General features: G+C 58.0%; 17 protein-coding genes. All 17 read left to right on the top strand.

Translation table 11 applies throughout. The annotated features are described in order from the left end of the window. Positions 1-242: 242 nt before the first annotated feature. The 17 genes from BS627_RS11700 to BS627_RS11620 all read left to right on the top strand — a co-directional run bounded on the left by BS627_RS11700 (position 243) and on the right by BS627_RS11620 (position 15,289). A complete protein-coding gene (locus BS627_RS11700; RefSeq protein ID WP_046800597.1) occupies positions 243-914 on the top strand; it encodes a response regulator transcription factor in 672 nt (223 codons plus the stop codon). A 105-nt stretch (positions 915-1,019) separates the two neighbouring features. Next, the gene (locus tag BS627_RS11695; protein ID WP_077983396.1) at positions 1,020-2,300 is read left to right on the top strand and encodes a flagellar hook protein FlgE; all 1,281 of its coding nucleotides are present in this window, start codon (positions 1,020-1,022) and stop codon (positions 2,298-2,300) included. A 22-nt stretch (positions 2,301-2,322) separates the two neighbouring features. After that, positions 2,323-3,801, top strand: coding sequence for a flagellar hook-associated protein FlgK (gene flgK, locus BS627_RS11690; RefSeq protein ID WP_077983395.1), 1,479 nt, complete (start codon positions 2,323-2,325; stop codon positions 3,799-3,801). Between the two features lie 3 nt (positions 3,802-3,804). Then, positions 3,805-4,908 (top strand): flagellar hook-associated family protein, encoded by a 1,104-nt coding sequence (locus BS627_RS11685; protein ID WP_077983394.1) that lies wholly within the window; start codon positions 3,805-3,807, stop codon positions 4,906-4,908. A 34-nt stretch (positions 4,909-4,942) separates the two neighbouring features. Further along, a complete protein-coding gene (gene flaF, locus BS627_RS11680) occupies positions 4,943-5,287 on the top strand; it encodes a flagellar biosynthesis regulator FlaF (RefSeq protein ID WP_063949721.1) in 345 nt (114 codons plus the stop codon). Further along, positions 5,284-5,733 carry a flagellar biosynthesis repressor FlbT gene (gene flbT, locus BS627_RS11675; RefSeq protein ID WP_004432543.1) on the top strand — a complete coding sequence of 150 codons (450 nt, stop codon included), beginning with the start codon at positions 5,284-5,286 and terminating at the stop codon, positions 5,731-5,733. Before flaF ends, flbT begins: the two co-directional genes overlap by 4 nt. Beyond that, complete coding sequence (gene flgD / locus BS627_RS11670; protein WP_077983393.1) at positions 5,724-6,194, top strand: flagellar hook assembly protein FlgD; 471 nt, start codon at positions 5,724-5,726, stop codon at positions 6,192-6,194. The genes flbT and flgD overlap by 10 nt, the downstream gene beginning before the upstream one ends. A gap of 48 nt (positions 6,195-6,242) precedes the next feature. Then, the gene (gene fliQ / locus BS627_RS11665) at positions 6,243-6,509 is read left to right on the top strand and encodes a flagellar biosynthesis protein FliQ (protein WP_077983392.1); all 267 of its coding nucleotides are present in this window, start codon (positions 6,243-6,245) and stop codon (positions 6,507-6,509) included. A gap of 158 nt (positions 6,510-6,667) precedes the next feature. Next, complete coding sequence (gene flhA / locus BS627_RS11660; RefSeq protein WP_077983433.1) at positions 6,668-8,755, top strand: flagellar biosynthesis protein FlhA; 2,088 nt, start codon at positions 6,668-6,670, stop codon at positions 8,753-8,755. Continuing rightward, positions 8,752-9,507, top strand: coding sequence for a flagellar biosynthetic protein FliR (gene fliR / locus BS627_RS11655; protein WP_077983391.1), 756 nt, complete (start codon positions 8,752-8,754; stop codon positions 9,505-9,507). The genes flhA and fliR overlap by 4 nt, the downstream gene beginning before the upstream one ends. Positions 9,508-9,522: 15 nt before the next feature. Continuing rightward, positions 9,523-9,942, top strand: a complete 420-nt coding sequence (locus BS627_RS11650; protein ID WP_077983390.1) for a hypothetical protein — start codon at positions 9,523-9,525, stop codon at positions 9,940-9,942. Between the two features lie 114 nt (positions 9,943-10,056). Then, on the top strand, positions 10,057-10,614 hold the full coding sequence (locus BS627_RS11645; protein WP_003503348.1) for a rod-binding protein: 558 nt from the start codon (positions 10,057-10,059) through the stop codon (positions 10,612-10,614). A gap of 29 nt (positions 10,615-10,643) precedes the next feature. Continuing rightward, a complete protein-coding gene (locus BS627_RS11640; RefSeq protein ID WP_077983432.1) occupies positions 10,644-11,012 on the top strand; it encodes a hypothetical protein in 369 nt (122 codons plus the stop codon). Then, positions 11,012-11,545, top strand: a complete 534-nt coding sequence (locus BS627_RS11635; RefSeq protein ID WP_077983389.1) for a flagellar basal body-associated FliL family protein — start codon at positions 11,012-11,014, stop codon at positions 11,543-11,545. The genes BS627_RS11640 and BS627_RS11635 overlap by 1 nt, the downstream gene beginning before the upstream one ends. A 202-nt stretch (positions 11,546-11,747) precedes the next feature. Next, the gene (locus tag BS627_RS11630) at positions 11,748-12,422 is read left to right on the top strand and encodes a WecB/TagA/CpsF family glycosyltransferase (protein WP_077983388.1); all 675 of its coding nucleotides are present in this window, start codon (positions 11,748-11,750) and stop codon (positions 12,420-12,422) included. A 114-nt stretch (positions 12,423-12,536) separates the two neighbouring features. Next, positions 12,537-14,312 carry a GumC domain-containing protein gene (locus tag BS627_RS11625; protein ID WP_077983431.1) on the top strand — a complete coding sequence of 592 codons (1,776 nt, stop codon included), beginning with the start codon at positions 12,537-12,539 and terminating at the stop codon, positions 14,310-14,312. Between the two features lie 77 nt (positions 14,313-14,389). Next, complete coding sequence (locus BS627_RS11620) at positions 14,390-15,289, top strand: bifunctional methylenetetrahydrofolate dehydrogenase/methenyltetrahydrofolate cyclohydrolase (protein ID WP_077983387.1); 900 nt, start codon at positions 14,390-14,392, stop codon at positions 15,287-15,289. Positions 15,290-15,294: the final 5 nt, after the last annotated feature.

The raw sequence follows: 15,294 nt of genomic DNA, 5'->3' as shown, positions 1-15,294 counted from the left end.
CGAAATGTGGCGATAGATTGATCGAAAAAAGGCGCTTCAAGCGATTTTTTCGGAATTTTGAAATTTCTACACAAAAATTTTGTGCCATATATGGTTAATACCCACTATATATAGATCAAATCGGCACAAAATGGTTAATCAATTATTAATATCTATCGATGATTTTCTACAGTTGTTCGTGAATCCCCCGATTCGTACCAATGCCACATTGGAAAACACCACACTGATTCGGAGGCGGACGAATGATCGTAGTGGTTGATGAGCGCGAGCTCGTTAAAGACGGCTATACATCTCTATTTGGGCGTGAGGGCATTCCCTCGACCGGGTTCGATCCGGTCGAATTCGGGGAGTGGGTCTCGACGGCGGCGGAAAGCGATCTTGCGGCTGTTGAAGCCTTCCTGATCGGCCAGGGCGACCGGAGCTTTTCTTTGCCGAAGGCGATCAGGGATCGCACGACGGCCCCGGTGATCGCGGTCAGCGACCAGCCCTCGCTGGAATCGACGCTGGCGCTTTTCGACAGCGGCGTTGACGATGTCGTGCGCAAGCCGGTGCACCCCCGTGAGATCCTTGCGCGTGCAGCGGCGATCCGTCGCCGATTGCAGGTCATCTCGAATTTCACCGATGCGGGACCGATCCGGGTTTTCTCTGATGGCCGCGACCCGGAGGTGGGTGGTGAAGTGTTCCCCTTGCCGCGCCGTGAGCGCCGCATCCTCGAATACTTGATCGCCAATCGCGGACGCCGCGTTTCCAAGACGCAGATTTTCAATGCCATCTACGGCATCTTCGATGACGACGTCGAAGAGAACGTCGTCGAAAGCCATATCAGCAAGCTGCGCAAGAAGCTGCGCAAGAAGCTTGGCTACGATCCGGTCGATTCCAAGCGGTTCCTCGGCTACAGCATCGACTGGCAGTGATTTTCATTGACCCGCGTGGTCTTTTTCAAACGCGGTATTTCAGACAGCTTCACGCAAGCCAAACGCTTTACCTTCTCCCTGAAAGATGACCACGAGGGTTTTTGAATGAGTATTTTCGGCACTATGCGAACCGGTGTGTCCGGCATGAATGCACAGGCGAACAAGCTGGGCACCGTGGGCGATAACATCGCCAATGCGAGCACCACCGGTTACAAGCGCGCATCGACGTCATTCTCTTCGCTCGTTCTGCCCTCCTCGTCGGGCAGCTATGCGTCCGGCGGCGTGCAGTCCAACGTTCGCTACAGCATTTCGGAGCAGGGCAACCTCTCCTACACCACCTCGAGCACCGACCTTGCCGTTCAGGGCAACGGCTTTTTCGTGGTTCAGGACGGCGCAGGTACGCCCTATCTCACGCGTGCCGGCTCTTTCGTGAAGAACTCGGAAGGCTATCTGGAAAACGCGGCTGGTTTTCAGCTGATGGGTTATCCTTACGGTTCCAATCCGCCGGCGGCTGTCGTTAACGGCTTTACGGGTCTTGAGGCCATCAACGTCAATAATTTCGGCCTGACGGCATCGCCCTCCACGCAGGGCAGTTTCCCGGCCAATCTTAACCGTGACGATACGGCTGTGGCGGCTGCGTCGCTTCCAAGCACCAACTCCGCGACTGCGACGTTCGGCAACAAGACTTCGTTGACGGCATTCGATAGCGGCGGTGCGAAGGTACTTTACGATTTCTATTACACGAAGACCGCAGACAATACCTGGGAAGTTGCGGTTTATCGTCAGGATCAGTCGACGAATGGCGGATTCCCCTACACGGCAACTGCGCCTGCGACGCTTGTCCAGGAAACTGTGACCCTCACTTTCGATCCCGCCACCAACAAGCTCACGACCACGTCGCCCACGTCAATCACGATTAATGACAGCAACAGCGGTGTGGCGCAGGCGATCAACATTGATCTGTCTGAAATGACGCAATTCTCGACCAAGTTTACGCCTGGCACCGCAATTCTGGACGGCAACGGCCCAAGCCAGATCAAGGATGTGGAAATCGGCAAGGATGGCGTGGTAACGGCGGTCTATCAGGATGGTGGTCGCCGCAACATTTACCAGCTGGCGCTGGCCACGGTACCGAGCGTCGACAATCTCAGCCCGCAGAACGGCAACGTCTATCTGCCGAGCAACGAGTCGGGCGTCGTCACCATTGGCTTCCCGCAATCGGGCAGCTTCGGTTACATCCAAAAGGGTGCGCTGGAAGGCTCGAACGTCGATATCGCCAGCGAACTCACCGACATGATTGAATCCCAGCGTATCTACACAGCGAATTCGAAAGTCTTCCAGACTGGATCGGATTTGATGGACGTCCTGATCAATCTGAAGAGATAATACTTCTCACGAGGACAGATGAATGTCGCTCACGTCAGCAATGAATACTGCGCAATCGATTTTCAATAACACAGGTAAGCAGACCGACGTTACTTCGAAAAACATTGCCAATGTCGGTAATGCGAATTACGTCAAGCGAACCGCCATTCTTGGCACGACCATGGCCGGAGCGAGTATCGTCTCCAATGGCCGTGCCCAGAATGAAAGTCTTTTCAGGCAGACGATTTCCACTTCTTCTCTCGCTTCCGGCCAGAATACGGTTCTGACCGGTCTTGAGGAAATGAAGAGCATTTTCGGCGGCAACGATTATGAGAGTTCGCCGGCCACCTATATGAAGGAACTGCTGAAGAGCCTGGACGCTTACGCCGCCAAGCCGAGCGATGCCGCTCTGGCCGCAACGGCGGTCACCTCGGCTATTGATGTCGCCAGTTCCCTGAACAAGGCCTCGAGCGAATTGCAGTCGATGCGTCTGCGCGCCGACAAGGAAATCGCCCTTCAGGTCGACAAGTTGAACGGGCTGCTTGCAAAGTTCGAGGAAGCCAATAACGAGGTCAAGGCGCAGACGGCGATCGGCGGCGATCCAAGTGACGCACTCGACCAGCGCGAGACGCTTCTCAAGGATATTTCCTCCATTATCGGCATCAATGTCGTCAATCGTCCCAACAACGATGTAGCGCTTTATACGACGGATGGCGCGACGCTGTTCGAAATCGTGCCGCGCAGCGTCACTTTCAAAACGCAGCCGGGCTATGATGCGACGACCACGGGCAACGCAATCTATGTCGATGGCGTAGCGCTGAAGGCTGGCAGCGGCAGCAACACGACGGCGGAGGGGTCGCTTCAGGGCCTGATGCAGGTTCGTGACGATCTGGCTCCGACGATGCAGAGCCAGCTCGATGAAATCGCCCGAGGCCTCATTACCATGTTTGCGGAAAAGCCGGCGGATTCCACCAGCGGCCTGCCGGACATGCCGGGTCTCTTCACTTACGGCTCGCCGGCGGCGACCACCATTCCGGCAGACGGGATTGTCTCTCCTGGGCTCGCAGCGAGCATTACCGTCAACCCGGCGTTAATTATTTCCAAAGGTGGCAATCCGGAATTGTTGCGTGACGGCGGTATCAACGGTACCGATTACGTGATCAATACCGCAACCTCGGGGGGAACCGGCTTCTCCGAGCTGATCCGCAGCTATGTTACTGCTTTTGACGCGCCCATGAATTTTGCCGCGTCGACGCGTATCGATACGAATACCAGCATCCTGAAATACGGCACCAACTCGATGGGGTGGCTTGAACAGGAACGTTCCGGTGCGACTTCGGCGAACGAAGCGAAAAGCGCGCTTTATGAGCGCTCCGCCACGTCCTATTCGAACAACACGGCGGTCAGCCTGGATGAGGAGCTCTCGCTGCTCATGGATATCGAGCAATCCTACAAGGCCGCGACCAAACTGGTGACGACCGTTGATGAAATGCTCAAGTCCCTGATGGACATGGTGAGGTAAACGATGAAAACGTCATTCATTTCATCGCTGGCGATGCAGAACAGCATGCGCAGCACCATCCTCAAGGCTCAGCTTGAGATGACCAATCTCAATACCGAGTTGACGACGGGCAAGCATGCCGATCTTGGCGTGACACTGGGCGCCAACACCGCCCGCAGCCTCGATCTCAATCGCGATATCGACCGCATTACCTCGCTGGTCAGCGTCAATTCGATTGCAACACAACGCCTCAAATCCTCGCAGACGGCGCTGGACGGTATGGCGAAGGCCGCGCAGGAGATTCAGAAGGTTCTGGTCCCCAATACCAGCAGTGAAGCACCGACGCTGTCGACGGTTGCCCAGACCATCTCGAATGCGTTCAACAACTTCACCAGCTTCGCCAATACGGCGGTCAATGGCGAATATCTGTTCTCCGGCATCAATACGGATGTGAAGCCCGTCGATGACTATTTCGCAGATGGATCTCCGCTGAAGGAAGCCTATGAGACGGAACTGAACGCGTTCATGGCGGCGCAGACGCCGCCGGTGGGTGATTTCGCCAGCCTGTCGAAAACACAGGTCGAAGCCTTCATGACGCATATCGAAGGCGTGTTCAATGGTACGACCACGGTCACGAACCCGCCACACAGCAGCCTGACGGCCGGCCAGAACTATGATTTCTGGACGACCTTCGGTTCGAAGGCGAGCGACACCAACATGACGAGCCGCATCAGCCAGAACGAGGTTGTCGAAACGTCGAGCAACAGCAACTCGCAGGGCATGCGTTATTTCGCCTTGACCGCGATGACGTCAATGACCTTCCTCGACGCGAAGGTGGACAGCGGCGTCCGCGAAATGGTGGCGATGAAGTCGGTGACCAATATCGGCACCGCCATCAACGGTCTGAACCAGCAGCAAAGCCAGCTCGGTCTTTCCGAAAGCCGTGTCTCGAAAGCCAATGATTCGCTGGAGGCCCAGAAAAAGATCATCGAAACGCATCTCTTGGATATCGAGGGGATCGATACCTATGAGGCGAAGACACGCCTCGACCTGCTGCAGCAGCAGATTGAAATCGCATACAGCCTCACGTCGCGTCTGCAAAAAATGAGTCTGGTCAACTACCTCTGATGATCAGGGGTGGCGGCAGATAAAGGATACATGAATGTACCAGTTTTCCTACGCCGAAATCATGGAGGATGGTGTCGCCAACGCGAAAGATCGCGAGCGGCAGGCGTTGACCAAATCGATCGAACTTCTGGTGGAGGCGAGGGACTCCTCCTCGCAGCGGCCGACGATTGAGGCACTTTTTTACACTCGCCGTGTCTGGATACGCTTCATTGAAGATCTCAAACAGCCGGACAACCAGCTTGCCATCGAGCTCAGAGCCAATCTGATCTCCATCGCGATCTGGATTTTGAAAGAGTGCGAACTGATCCGGAAACGTCAGTCGACGAATTTCCAGGGCATAATTGACGTGACAACCATCATCAGGGATGGACTGAAATGAAAAGTACACTTCGGATTTCGCTGAAATCGGGCGAAAAGATCTTCATCAACGGCGCAGTTCTGCGTGTGGATCGCAAGGTAGCGCTCGAATTCCTGAACGATGTCACGTTCCTGCTCGAAAACCACGTTCTGCAGCCCGATCAGGCGACGACGCCGCTCAGACAGCTGTATTTCATCGCGCAGATGATCCTCATCAACCCGGAAGGGCGCGAGCAGTCCACCAACATGTTCCGCAAGTCGGTCAGCATGCTCTTGAACTGCTTCCAGCACGACGAGGTTCTGGCGGAACTGAAGCGGATCGACGGGCTTGTCGCATCCGGCAAGGCTTTCGAAGCGCTGAAAGCCATTCGCGGTCTCTACCCGATCGAGGAGAAAATCCTCAACAATCAGGAAATGACCCCCGCAACGATCGAACAGATTCGCAAGGAGATCGCACCATGGCGGTAGATGCAGTCAATTCGGCAGCGGCAAACCCCTGGGCGAATGCCGGCGCCAGCAGCAGCGACAAGAACGCGGCTTCGCTGAACTATGACAGCTTCCTGAAGCTCCTCATCGCGCAGATGAAGAACCAGGATCCGACCAGCCCGATGGACGCCGGCGAGCAGATGTCGCAGCTGGCAAGCTTCTCGCAGGTCGAGCAGACGATCAAGACCAACACCCATCTGAAGAGCATGCTGCAGGCGGAAGCCCTGACGCGCGCCTCCGATCTGGTTGGCAAGACGGTCAAGAGCGCCGACGACACCGTCACCGGCGTGGTGAAGGAAGTCGAGGTCTATTCGGACGGTGTTGTGGCCATCACCGAAGCTGGTGACAAGGTGCTGCTGCAGGCTGGCGTGACCTTCTCCAATGGCCCGATTACGAGTACATCTGATAGCGGAACCGATTCGGATAGCGCGACTGGTTCCTGACATTGAAGAGGCGGTATGACGCCGCCTTTATGAAACAAGGATGCGACGATGAACGAGGCCGATGCGCTTGATATCATGCAGGCGGCAGTCTGGACCGTTCTCGTCGCGGCCGGTCCGGCGGTTCTCGCCGCCATGATCGTCGGTGTCGTCATCGCCTTTATTCAGGCCCTGACCCAGGTTCAGGAAATGACGCTGACCTTCGTTCCCAAAATCGTAACGATCATGATCGTTCTCGGCGTCGCCGCCCCCTTTGTGGGCGCGCAGATATCGCTCTTTTCCAATCTCGTCTTTTCCCGCATCCAGTCCGGCTTCTGACCTCCGTTCGATCCCGATGCCACCCTCGCGCAAGCTTCAGCGGCTAGGGATAGGCGCGAAGCATCGGTCCGGATTGTGTGCGCTTTTCGAAAACCGGTGCTTCGGAACCGTGCGGCGGCTTTTCCGTCGCCCTTCTCATGAAGAGACAGGACGAAATCATGGCGCAACCACCAGTCATTTCCTTACCGAAGGTCAGTCCGAGCGCGCGTGATATCGGCTTCGCCCTCGGCATTGTGGCGATCCTCTGCGTCCTCTTCCTGCCCATTCCGGTCATGCTGGTCGATATTGGCCTTGCCTTTTCGATCGCGCTCTCGGTCCTTATCCTCATGGTGGCGCTCTGGATCCAGCGGCCCCTGGACTTCTCGTCTTTCCCGACCGTGCTGCTGATAGCGACCATGATTCGCCTGTCGCTGAACATCGCGACAACGCGCGTCATTCTCTCGCACGGCAGCGAGGGGCCGACGGCGGCCGGCGGCGTCATTGCGGGTTTCTCCAGTCTCGTCATGTCCGGCGATTTCGTGATCGGTCTGATCGTTTTCATGATCCTGATCACGGTCAACTTCATCGTCATTACCAAGGGTGCGACGCGTATCGCGGAAGTCGGCGCGCGCTTCACCCTCGACGCCATCCCCGGCAAGCAGATGTCGATCGACGCGGATCTCTCCGCCGGCATCATCGATGAAAAGGAAGCCCAGCGCCGCCGCCGCGAACTGGAAGAAGAAAGCTCCTTCTTCGGCTCGATGGACGGCGCCTCCAAGTTCGTTCGTGGCGACGCCATCGCCGGCCTCATCGTCACCGCGATCAATATCTTCGGCGGTATCATCATCGGTTATTTCCGCCACGGCATGCCCATCGGCGAAGCGGCCGACGTCTTCGTCAAACTTTCGGTCGGCGACGGTATTGTCTCGCAGATTCCGGCCCTGATCGTATCGCTCGCCGCCGGCCTTCTGGTCTCGCGCGGCGGCACCGCCGGCTCGACGGACCAGGCCGTTATCAATCAGCTGAGCGGCTATCCGCGTGCGTTGATGGTTTCAGCCATGCTGATGGGCCTGCTGGCCATCATTCCAGGCCTGCCGTTCCTGCCCTTCATCTTCCTTGGCGGCATCATGGCTTTTGGCAGCTGGTATATTCCACGCCAGGCCGAAGCCGAAAGCGCCCTTCGTCGGCAGGAAGAGGAGAACAAGGTTCTCCAGAACACCGAGGCGGAGAAGGATTCCGTCAAGCAGGTACTGAAGACCGCCGAGATCGAGCTCGCGCTTGGCAAGCAGGTTTCCACCCGCCTTCTTGGCGCGCATCAGGAACTGGCTTTCCGTGTCGGCAAGATGCGCAAGAAATTCGCGAGCCAGTATGGTTTCGTCGTGCCGGAGATCAAGGTCTCCGACGACATCATGATCCAGGAAAAAGCTTACCAGATCCGCGTCCATGGCACGACGATCGCCTCCAGCAACCTGCGTGTGGGGGATGTCCTCGTGGTGACTGGGGCAGGGCGCAAGCCGAGCATTCCCGGCGACGAAATCCGCGAACCCGCTTTCGGCATGCCTGCGGTCTCGATCCTCGAAACCTTCACCGAAGATCTCAAGCGCGAAGGCTTCCATCCGATCGATAACGTCTCCGTGGTGCTGACCCATCTGAGCGAGGTCATCCGCAACAACCTGCCGCAGCTTCTGTCTTACAAGGATGTCAAAATCCTCATCGACAGGCTCGACCCCGAATACAAAAAGCTGGCCGACGAGATCTGCTCGTCACACATGTCCTATTCCGGCCTGCAGGCGGTTCTGAAGCTGCTGCTCGCCGAACGCGTGTCGATCCGCAACCTGCATCTCATTCTCGAAGCGGTTGCAGAACTCGCGCCGCATGTGCGCAAGACGGAACAGATCGTCGAACATGTTCGGGTGCGCATGTCGCAGCAGCTCTGCGGCGATCTGGCCGACAATGGCGTGCTGCGCGTCCTGCGCCTCGGCAACAAATGGGACATGGTCTTCCATCAGGCGCTCAAGCGCGACCAGAAGGGCGAAATTGTCGAATTCGATATCGATCCCCGCCATCTCGAGGAGTTTTCCGAGCAGGCGTCGAAAGTTATCCGTGAATTCATGGATCGCGGCCTGCCCTTTGTCCTTGTAACCTCGCCGGAAACGCGGTCCTATGTGCGCATGATTATCGAGCGACTCTTTGCGACCCTGCCGGTTCTTTCGCATGTGGAACTGGCCAAGGGTCTCGAGATCAAGATTCTGGGCGCCATTTCATGATAACCGACCCGCAGGGGACAATCATTGCATTGTTCCTTGCCATCTGCCGTATCGGCGCATGCTTCATGACCATGCCGGGCTTTTCAAGCTCGCGCATTTCGCCGCAGATTCGCATGCTTCTGTGCGTTGCTGTGTCCATGGCGCTCCTGCCCGTGCTATGGGACACGATCTATCCGAAAGTTTCCGGCGCAAGCCAGGGCACGGTCGTCGGCCTCATCTTCACCGAGGTCGTCATCGGTTCGATGTATGGCCTGATCGCGCGGTTCTACACGCTCGGCTTCCAGTTTACCGGCGCGGTCATCGGCGCTTCCATTGGCCTCAGTGCGCCGGGTGGCGCCGATGTCATTGAAGACGTGCAGGAAAACCAGATATCCAATTTCATCACTTTCGGCGGCCTGCTGGTTCTGTTCATATTCGATTTCCACCATATCGTCCTCAAGGCGCTGGTGGATTCCTATACTGCCACACCGGTCGGCGCGCTGATCAGCGGCCAGAAAATGCTGATTACGCTGACCGACACGCTCAGGGCTTCCTTTTCCATCATGCTGCGCCTTGCCAGCCCCTTCGTGATCTATGGCTTGATGTTTAACGTCGCGGTCGGCCTCATCAACAAGCTCGCGCCGCAGATTCCGGTCTTCTTTATATCGACGCCCTTCGTTCTCGCGGGGGGTATTTTCATGCTGTACCTGTCGGTCGCAGCCCTTATCCGTCAGTTCGTGGATGGTTTCGGCCCCGTCTTTATCGGCTTTTGATCGGGAGAAGACGTTATGGCTTCGGACAAACGCTCGGAAAAACTCAAACGTCTGGTAACGGTTCAGCGGCACATGGAAAAAATGGCCGAGGTGGAGCTGGCCGATACCACCCGCGTGCGCAGCGAAGTGGCGCAATCCATGGAGAGCGTGCTGGAGGCCATGAGTTCCATGGAGCCGGTGCATCAGACATTCTCCCGGCACTATTCGGACCGCTACGGCCGTCTCGTCGTCCAGGACCGCCAGCTTGAGGGCGTTCAGCAATTTCAGGAAAACAAAGTTCTGAAGGAAAAGACCAAGGCAGACCGGCTGGAGGACAGGATGCACCTCGCGCGCGATCTTGAGCAGCGCGAGGCCGACGATAATGCAATCTATGATTTGTTAGAAATTACGAATGTTTCCCAGACACCAGCCTCCAGCAAGGTTGGCGATCCATAATCTGTCCCATTGTTGCATCGCGGGCGTTCTTGAGGACGTTTCCGGCGATGTTTCTTGATTGAGCGAATGCGTCGGCTTTTGCGCCGAGCATTCGTCAGCTCGGGAGATCTGGACGTGGCGATATCGGTGATAAGCGATCTGGTGATGGATGTGGTTCGCGCTGCGGACCCCCAGGAAGTTCAGGTCGCGCAGGAAAAACTCAAGGCGAACAAGGCGGCTTTTGCCGCAACCAGCCTTGCCGATGCCGGCAAGGGTTTCGGTGCCGCGGTCGATATGCTGGATGGCGCTTCCTCGAAGGCTGGCCTCGGCGACACCAATATTCGCGCGGCCCGCACCGAAATCCCGGAAACCTACCGCAAATATGAAGCCTCGGTACTCCAGACCTTCGTGGCCAACATGCTGCCGAAAGACAGCGAGGAAGTTTACGGCAAGGGCAATGCCGGCGAGATCTGGAAAAGCATGATGGCCGAACAGTTTGCTGACACGATCTCCAGGAATGGCGGCGTCGGCATTGCGGAGCAGGCTTACAAGGATGCGCTGCGGAAGGCCGAGAGCAAAGGCATTACCGACGTATCGATGAATGAAAAAGACCACAATGCTGCAATTCGGATGGTGGCGGAGTTCGAGCGGCAGGTCCTCGGCGTTTCCAATGAGAAAACGGACGAGGCTTGAGAATGAAAAACCCTAACGAGGAGACAAGCATGGACCTTATGTCGAACGACCACCGTATCCAATCCGTTCTCGGCCGCCTTGAGATGATCATCGACAATGAGAACGACAATATCGGTAAAGACCCCAAGTTCGACTTCAAGGTATCCAACGCGCACAAGAGCCGTTGCCTCTATGAGCTGACGATGCTGTTTCGCGATACGCCGCGCGAGGAAATCGCCGCCGGTTACATGGAACAGGTCAGGGGCATCAAGTCCAAGCTCGCCACCAATGCCAGCCGCGTCGAGGCGCATCTGAATGCGGTTCGCGCCGTTGCGGATTTGCTCAAGAACGCGCTCCAGGAAGCCGATACGGACGGCACCTATTCGCAGGAACAGTTCATGTACGGCGCAGCCTCCTGATGTTGAAGCTTCTTGTCACCGGCGTCTGGGTTTGCGCCGTCACGCTCGGCGCGGTGTATTTCTCCGTCCAGTTGGCGACGGCGCCCGCACCGGATGAGGCGGGGGCAAAAAAGGCCAATCTGCAACTGGTCAAGGGCGAAAGCATCACCATCCCCGTCATCAATGACGGCGGGGTGAACGGCTATTTCCTCAGCCGTATTTCGCTGCGCGTCGACAAGACCAAGATGGCGAAGATCGAGCTGCCGGCAACGCAGTTGATGACGGACGAACTGTTCACGCTGCTTGCGGGTTCTTCCATGGTCAATATCGCCAATATCTCCACCTTCGATCCCGAAGCCTTCAAGCAGCGCATCCGCGAGGGGCTGAACAAAAGGCTCGATGACGAGGTGGTCGAGGATGTGCTGATCGAACAGCTGGATTATCTGTCGAAAGCCGATATCCGCGAGCAGGACGGCAATGGCACGCCCCGTTCGGTCAAGCTCGTCGAGGGCGAGAAGGCCGAAGCCGGCAAAGAAGCGACGCCAAGCCACTGACGACCGGGGGGCGAGGGGCGTCGGCCAGATAGGGGATGTGGAGCATCCTTCTGGTTAATTGTCTCTTGCCGCATCCCCAGGCATTCGAGAGATTGCTTTCAGGCTAAATTCAACCAGTACCTGTATAACAAACCCATGAACCACCATCCCGCAGGCCATGCGTCGGATCGGTGGCGACGGCTTTGGCATTTGGGGGTTGGCAATGAGTTTCGCGTCAGGTCTCGCGCGGTCGGGATCGCAACGGAATATCCACGGACTGCGCGTCTGTGATCTCGATTGGAATGGGGCGCTGGAATTGATCAGCGGCAGGGCGTCTGCCTGTGAGGGGCATACGATGCTGTCCTTTCTCACCATCGAAAAGGTGAAGCTTTCGCTTAAGGACAACGCCTACCGGCAGATTCTTGAGAGCTGTCTGCTCTTGCCGCAGGGAAAGGCAATGAGGGCCGCTGCGCGCAACGAGAATGGCGAGCCTTTGTCTGCACCCATCGACGGCGTCGCCTTCACCATGGCGCTTCTGACCTATATGGCCGTGCCGAAGCGTATCGGTGTGGCGGGAGATGATTCGGCGCAGATCGGCGAGGTTCTCGCCAGGTTGCGGGCGCATGCGCCCTGGCACGATTTCGTCATGCTGAACCGCGATGCTTCGGCTGTTAAGGTGGATGTTCTGCTCGCGGGAATGTTGAAGGAAAACCAGGAAACATGGCTGCACCGCACCGTCAGCAGCGAGAATGCGCGGGTCACGATTGCGGTTGGGCAACTGTTCAAGGTCCTGTCTTCGGAAGTGGCCGGCATGCCGGAAATTTTCCGCAAGCTTCACATGAGCTGGCTCTACAGCCTTTGCGCCGAACCCTGGCACATCGCGCTCGGCAAGAGCTGAGGCCGTTCTTGCAGGCGCTGCGTTAACCATTTGTTTGCCACGATCCTTTAACCTCTCGTAAGGTTTTAACAGTCGCCCGTGGCGGGCGGCGCCGAGGGCGGCAGACGGCTTCAGATGGTTGATGACAATCCGGACATGATGGCGATCCGCCTTGACGAGGATGATGTCGCTACGCCCGTATCGCAATGGCGCAGACATTGCCGTCGGCTCATGACGTCCGGTTGCATCGCCGCCGCCGCCGTTGTCGGTGCTGCCCTTCCGCTTCTGCTCGTCGATTCGGGCTTTCGCGGTTATGTTTCGCAAGCCCGGATCGAGGTTATCCAGACCGCTTACGATGCCCCGGATGCCGTCCGCTTTCTGGCGATGGCGCGTCGTACGCTGCTTTCACCCTCCGGGCTCGACCGTATAACCGCCGATCTTAAGCTGAAGTTGGCCGATATGGTCGGCGTTCGCAATCAGGGCGAGCTTGGCCTGCTTTTCGACCTTCTGACCGGCGCGGATGCGCGCCCGTTATCCGAGCGGGAGGCGCTGAACGGTGCGGTGGGCGAAGCGATCCGGCTGGAACTGACCCCGGATGAAAACACGCTGATCGTGACCGGCAAGGCCGCGACGCCGGACGCCGCCATGCGACTGACCGATCATCTTTCGATGCGCGTCATCGCGGATGGCAAGGCCGGCACTATGACGCCCGCCATGCGCGAGACGGAAAGGGCGCGGGCAAGGCTCGATGAGGCGGAAGCGGCGCTGAACGGTTTCCAGATGCGCCACGGTGACGCGGTGATGGCCGAGGCGCAGCAACTTGAGCAGCAGCTGCGCGACGTAAACGACAGTTTGGCGCGTAGCACCCGGCAGCAACTGTCCATCCAGGCCGATCTGACAGCGGCTTCGGCCCTGAAGCCGAATGATGTATTTGCGAAGCCTTTGCCGGGCGGTACGGGTTTTTCGGTACTTGAGGATGTCAGGCAGAAGTATTCGACCGCCAGCATGGCGCTTGCTGCGGTTTCGGTCGATTACGGCCCGAAACATCCCCGCCGCATCGCCGCCCAGAATGCGGTGGATGCCGTACAGGCGCTTGCCGCCCCCGCCTTGCGGCAATTGCTGGAAGGCCTGCGGGCGGATGAAAAGCGCATCTCTCAGGAGATCGCGGCCGCCAATGGCGAGCAAAAGAAGTATCTCGACCGTCTTAATGAGCTGGGTGTCGCCCCCGGCGAGTTTTCCAGATTGCAGGGGGAACTGGACACGGCGCGAAATGCCTATCTGGAGGCAAGCGAACGCCGCGACCTCTCCGCATCCGCCACGCCCGCGCTCGAAACCCGTTTGACCAAGAAGGCCGCACCGGGCGAGTTGACCCGCGACCTGCCGCAGGCCGCCATGTTGGCGGGCGGCGGTGCATTGATCGGCCTGCTGGGCAGTCTCTATCTCCTGAGCTATCGTCGTCACGACGAGGAAGAGGAGGGTGCATTGCTCATCGAAGAGGGCGCGGAACATCCATCCTCCGTCGAGCCGTCGATTGAGTCTCTGCAGATTTCCGAATTCGAACCGATCGAACCGGCTGTGTTCGAGGATCTGCAGAATCTTGCCGCAGGGGACAAAATCGAGCCGGAGGAAGACGGCTTTGCCGACTATTACGGCGAGGCCGTCAATGACGACGACGACATGCCGCTGGACGAGCGCGTGCGGCAGGTGCTGATGGGCAACCGCACGGTCAGGAGTGCTGATCCGGCCCCTTACGGACTTCCGCCGCTTCTGGCTGACGCCCTTGCCGGGCACGTCGATCATGCCCAGGCCGAAGCAGAGGAACTGATGGAATTGCGACGCGAACTGGCGTTCCTGAGGGAGTGTCTTACCGATTACGCCGATCGCCGCGAAGACTACCGCAAAACAGCCTGAAAACGCCGCATTTTAGCTTGCATTCCTGTGGCGGGGGCACCATACGGAGCCGACGTAACCCAGCAGGAGCAGGACGCATGGCAGTTGTGATTGACGGGAAGGCGAAGGCGGCTTCGGTAACGGAGGCGGTCCGCAAATCGGCAGAAGCGCTTGAGGTGGAAAAGGGCGTAAAGCCTGGTCTCGCGGTTGTCATTGTCGGAAATGATCCGGCCAGCCATGCTTACGTGAACTCCAAGAGCAAGATGGCCAAGCAATGCGGTTTCAACTCCATCCAGCACACGCTGCCGGAAGAAACCACGCAAGCTGATCTCCTGAAGCTTGTCGGCGAACTGAACGCCGATGCCTCCATTCACGGTATTCTGGTGCAGCTGCCGCTGCCGAAACACTTCAATTCTGACGAGATCATCCAGTCGATCCTACCCGAAAAGGATGTCGATGGTCTGAGCGTGCTCAACGCCGGCAAGCTCGCGACCGGCGATCTCGCCACCGGCCTCATCTCCTGCACGCCCGCCGGTGCCATGCTGCTGGTACGCGGCATTCACGGCGACGACCTTTCCGGCCTCAACGCCGTCGTCATCGGCCGCTCCAACCTGTTCGGCAAGCCCATGGGCCAGCTTCTGCTGAATGCCAATGCCACGGTGACCATGGCGCATTCCCGCACCAAGGATCTGGCCGGCATCTGCAAGACGGCGGATATTCTCGTCGCGGCGGTCGGTCGCGCCGCAATGGTGAAGGGTGACTGGGTAAAATCGGGTGCGACCGTCATCGATGTCGGCATCAACCGCATCCCCGCGCCGGAAAAGGGCGAAGGCAAGTCGAAGCTGGTGGGCGATGTCGCTTATGACGAGGTGAGCGCGGTTGCTGCCGCCATCACGCCTGTTCCCGGCGGCGTCGGCCCGATGACCATCGCCATGCTGATGGCCAACACCGTCATCGCCGCCCATCGCGCGCTGGGCCTGACCGCGCCGAAATTCTAAGCGGT

Origin of the sequence: Agrobacterium salinitolerans, from assembly GCF_002008225.1 — a bacterium.
Lineage (GTDB): Bacteria > Pseudomonadota > Alphaproteobacteria > Rhizobiales > Rhizobiaceae > Agrobacterium > Agrobacterium salinitolerans.
Note: the sequence above shows the minus strand (reverse complement) of the source record. Positions and strands in the feature narration are given on the sequence as shown.

Bases quoted from the DNA above. Each gene is read 5' to 3' on its own strand.
- BS627_RS11635 (WP_077983389.1), top strand. From the start codon at position 11,012: ATGTTGAAGCTTCTTGTCACCGGCGTCTGGGTTTGCGCCGTCACGCTC.
- flgD (WP_077983393.1), top strand. From the start codon at position 5,724: ATGGCGGTAGATGCAGTCAATTCGGCAGCGGCAAACCCCTGGGCGAAT.
- flgK (WP_077983395.1), top strand. From the start codon at position 2,323: ATGTCGCTCACGTCAGCAATGAATACTGCGCAATCGATTTTCAATAAC.
- fliR (WP_077983391.1), top strand. From the start codon at position 8,752: ATGATAACCGACCCGCAGGGGACAATCATTGCATTGTTCCTTGCCATC.
- BS627_RS11620 (WP_077983387.1), top strand. From the start codon at position 14,390: ATGGCAGTTGTGATTGACGGGAAGGCGAAGGCGGCTTCGGTAACGGAG.
- fliQ (WP_077983392.1), top strand. From the start codon at position 6,243: ATGAACGAGGCCGATGCGCTTGATATCATGCAGGCGGCAGTCTGGACC.
- BS627_RS11630 (WP_077983388.1), top strand. From the start codon at position 11,748: ATGAGTTTCGCGTCAGGTCTCGCGCGGTCGGGATCGCAACGGAATATC.
- BS627_RS11700 (WP_046800597.1), top strand. From the start codon at position 243: ATGATCGTAGTGGTTGATGAGCGCGAGCTCGTTAAAGACGGCTATACA.
- BS627_RS11625 (WP_077983431.1), top strand. From the start codon at position 12,537: ATGGTTGATGACAATCCGGACATGATGGCGATCCGCCTTGACGAGGAT.
- BS627_RS11650 (WP_077983390.1), top strand. From the start codon at position 9,523: ATGGCTTCGGACAAACGCTCGGAAAAACTCAAACGTCTGGTAACGGTT.
- flbT (WP_004432543.1), top strand. From the start codon at position 5,284: ATGAAAAGTACACTTCGGATTTCGCTGAAATCGGGCGAAAAGATCTTC.
- flaF (WP_063949721.1), top strand. From the start codon at position 4,943: ATGTACCAGTTTTCCTACGCCGAAATCATGGAGGATGGTGTCGCCAAC.
- BS627_RS11695 (WP_077983396.1), top strand. From the start codon at position 1,020: ATGAGTATTTTCGGCACTATGCGAACCGGTGTGTCCGGCATGAATGCA.
- BS627_RS11685 (WP_077983394.1), top strand. From the start codon at position 3,805: ATGAAAACGTCATTCATTTCATCGCTGGCGATGCAGAACAGCATGCGC.
- BS627_RS11640 (WP_077983432.1), top strand. From the start codon at position 10,644: ATGGACCTTATGTCGAACGACCACCGTATCCAATCCGTTCTCGGCCGC.
- flhA (WP_077983433.1), top strand. From the start codon at position 6,668: ATGGCGCAACCACCAGTCATTTCCTTACCGAAGGTCAGTCCGAGCGCG.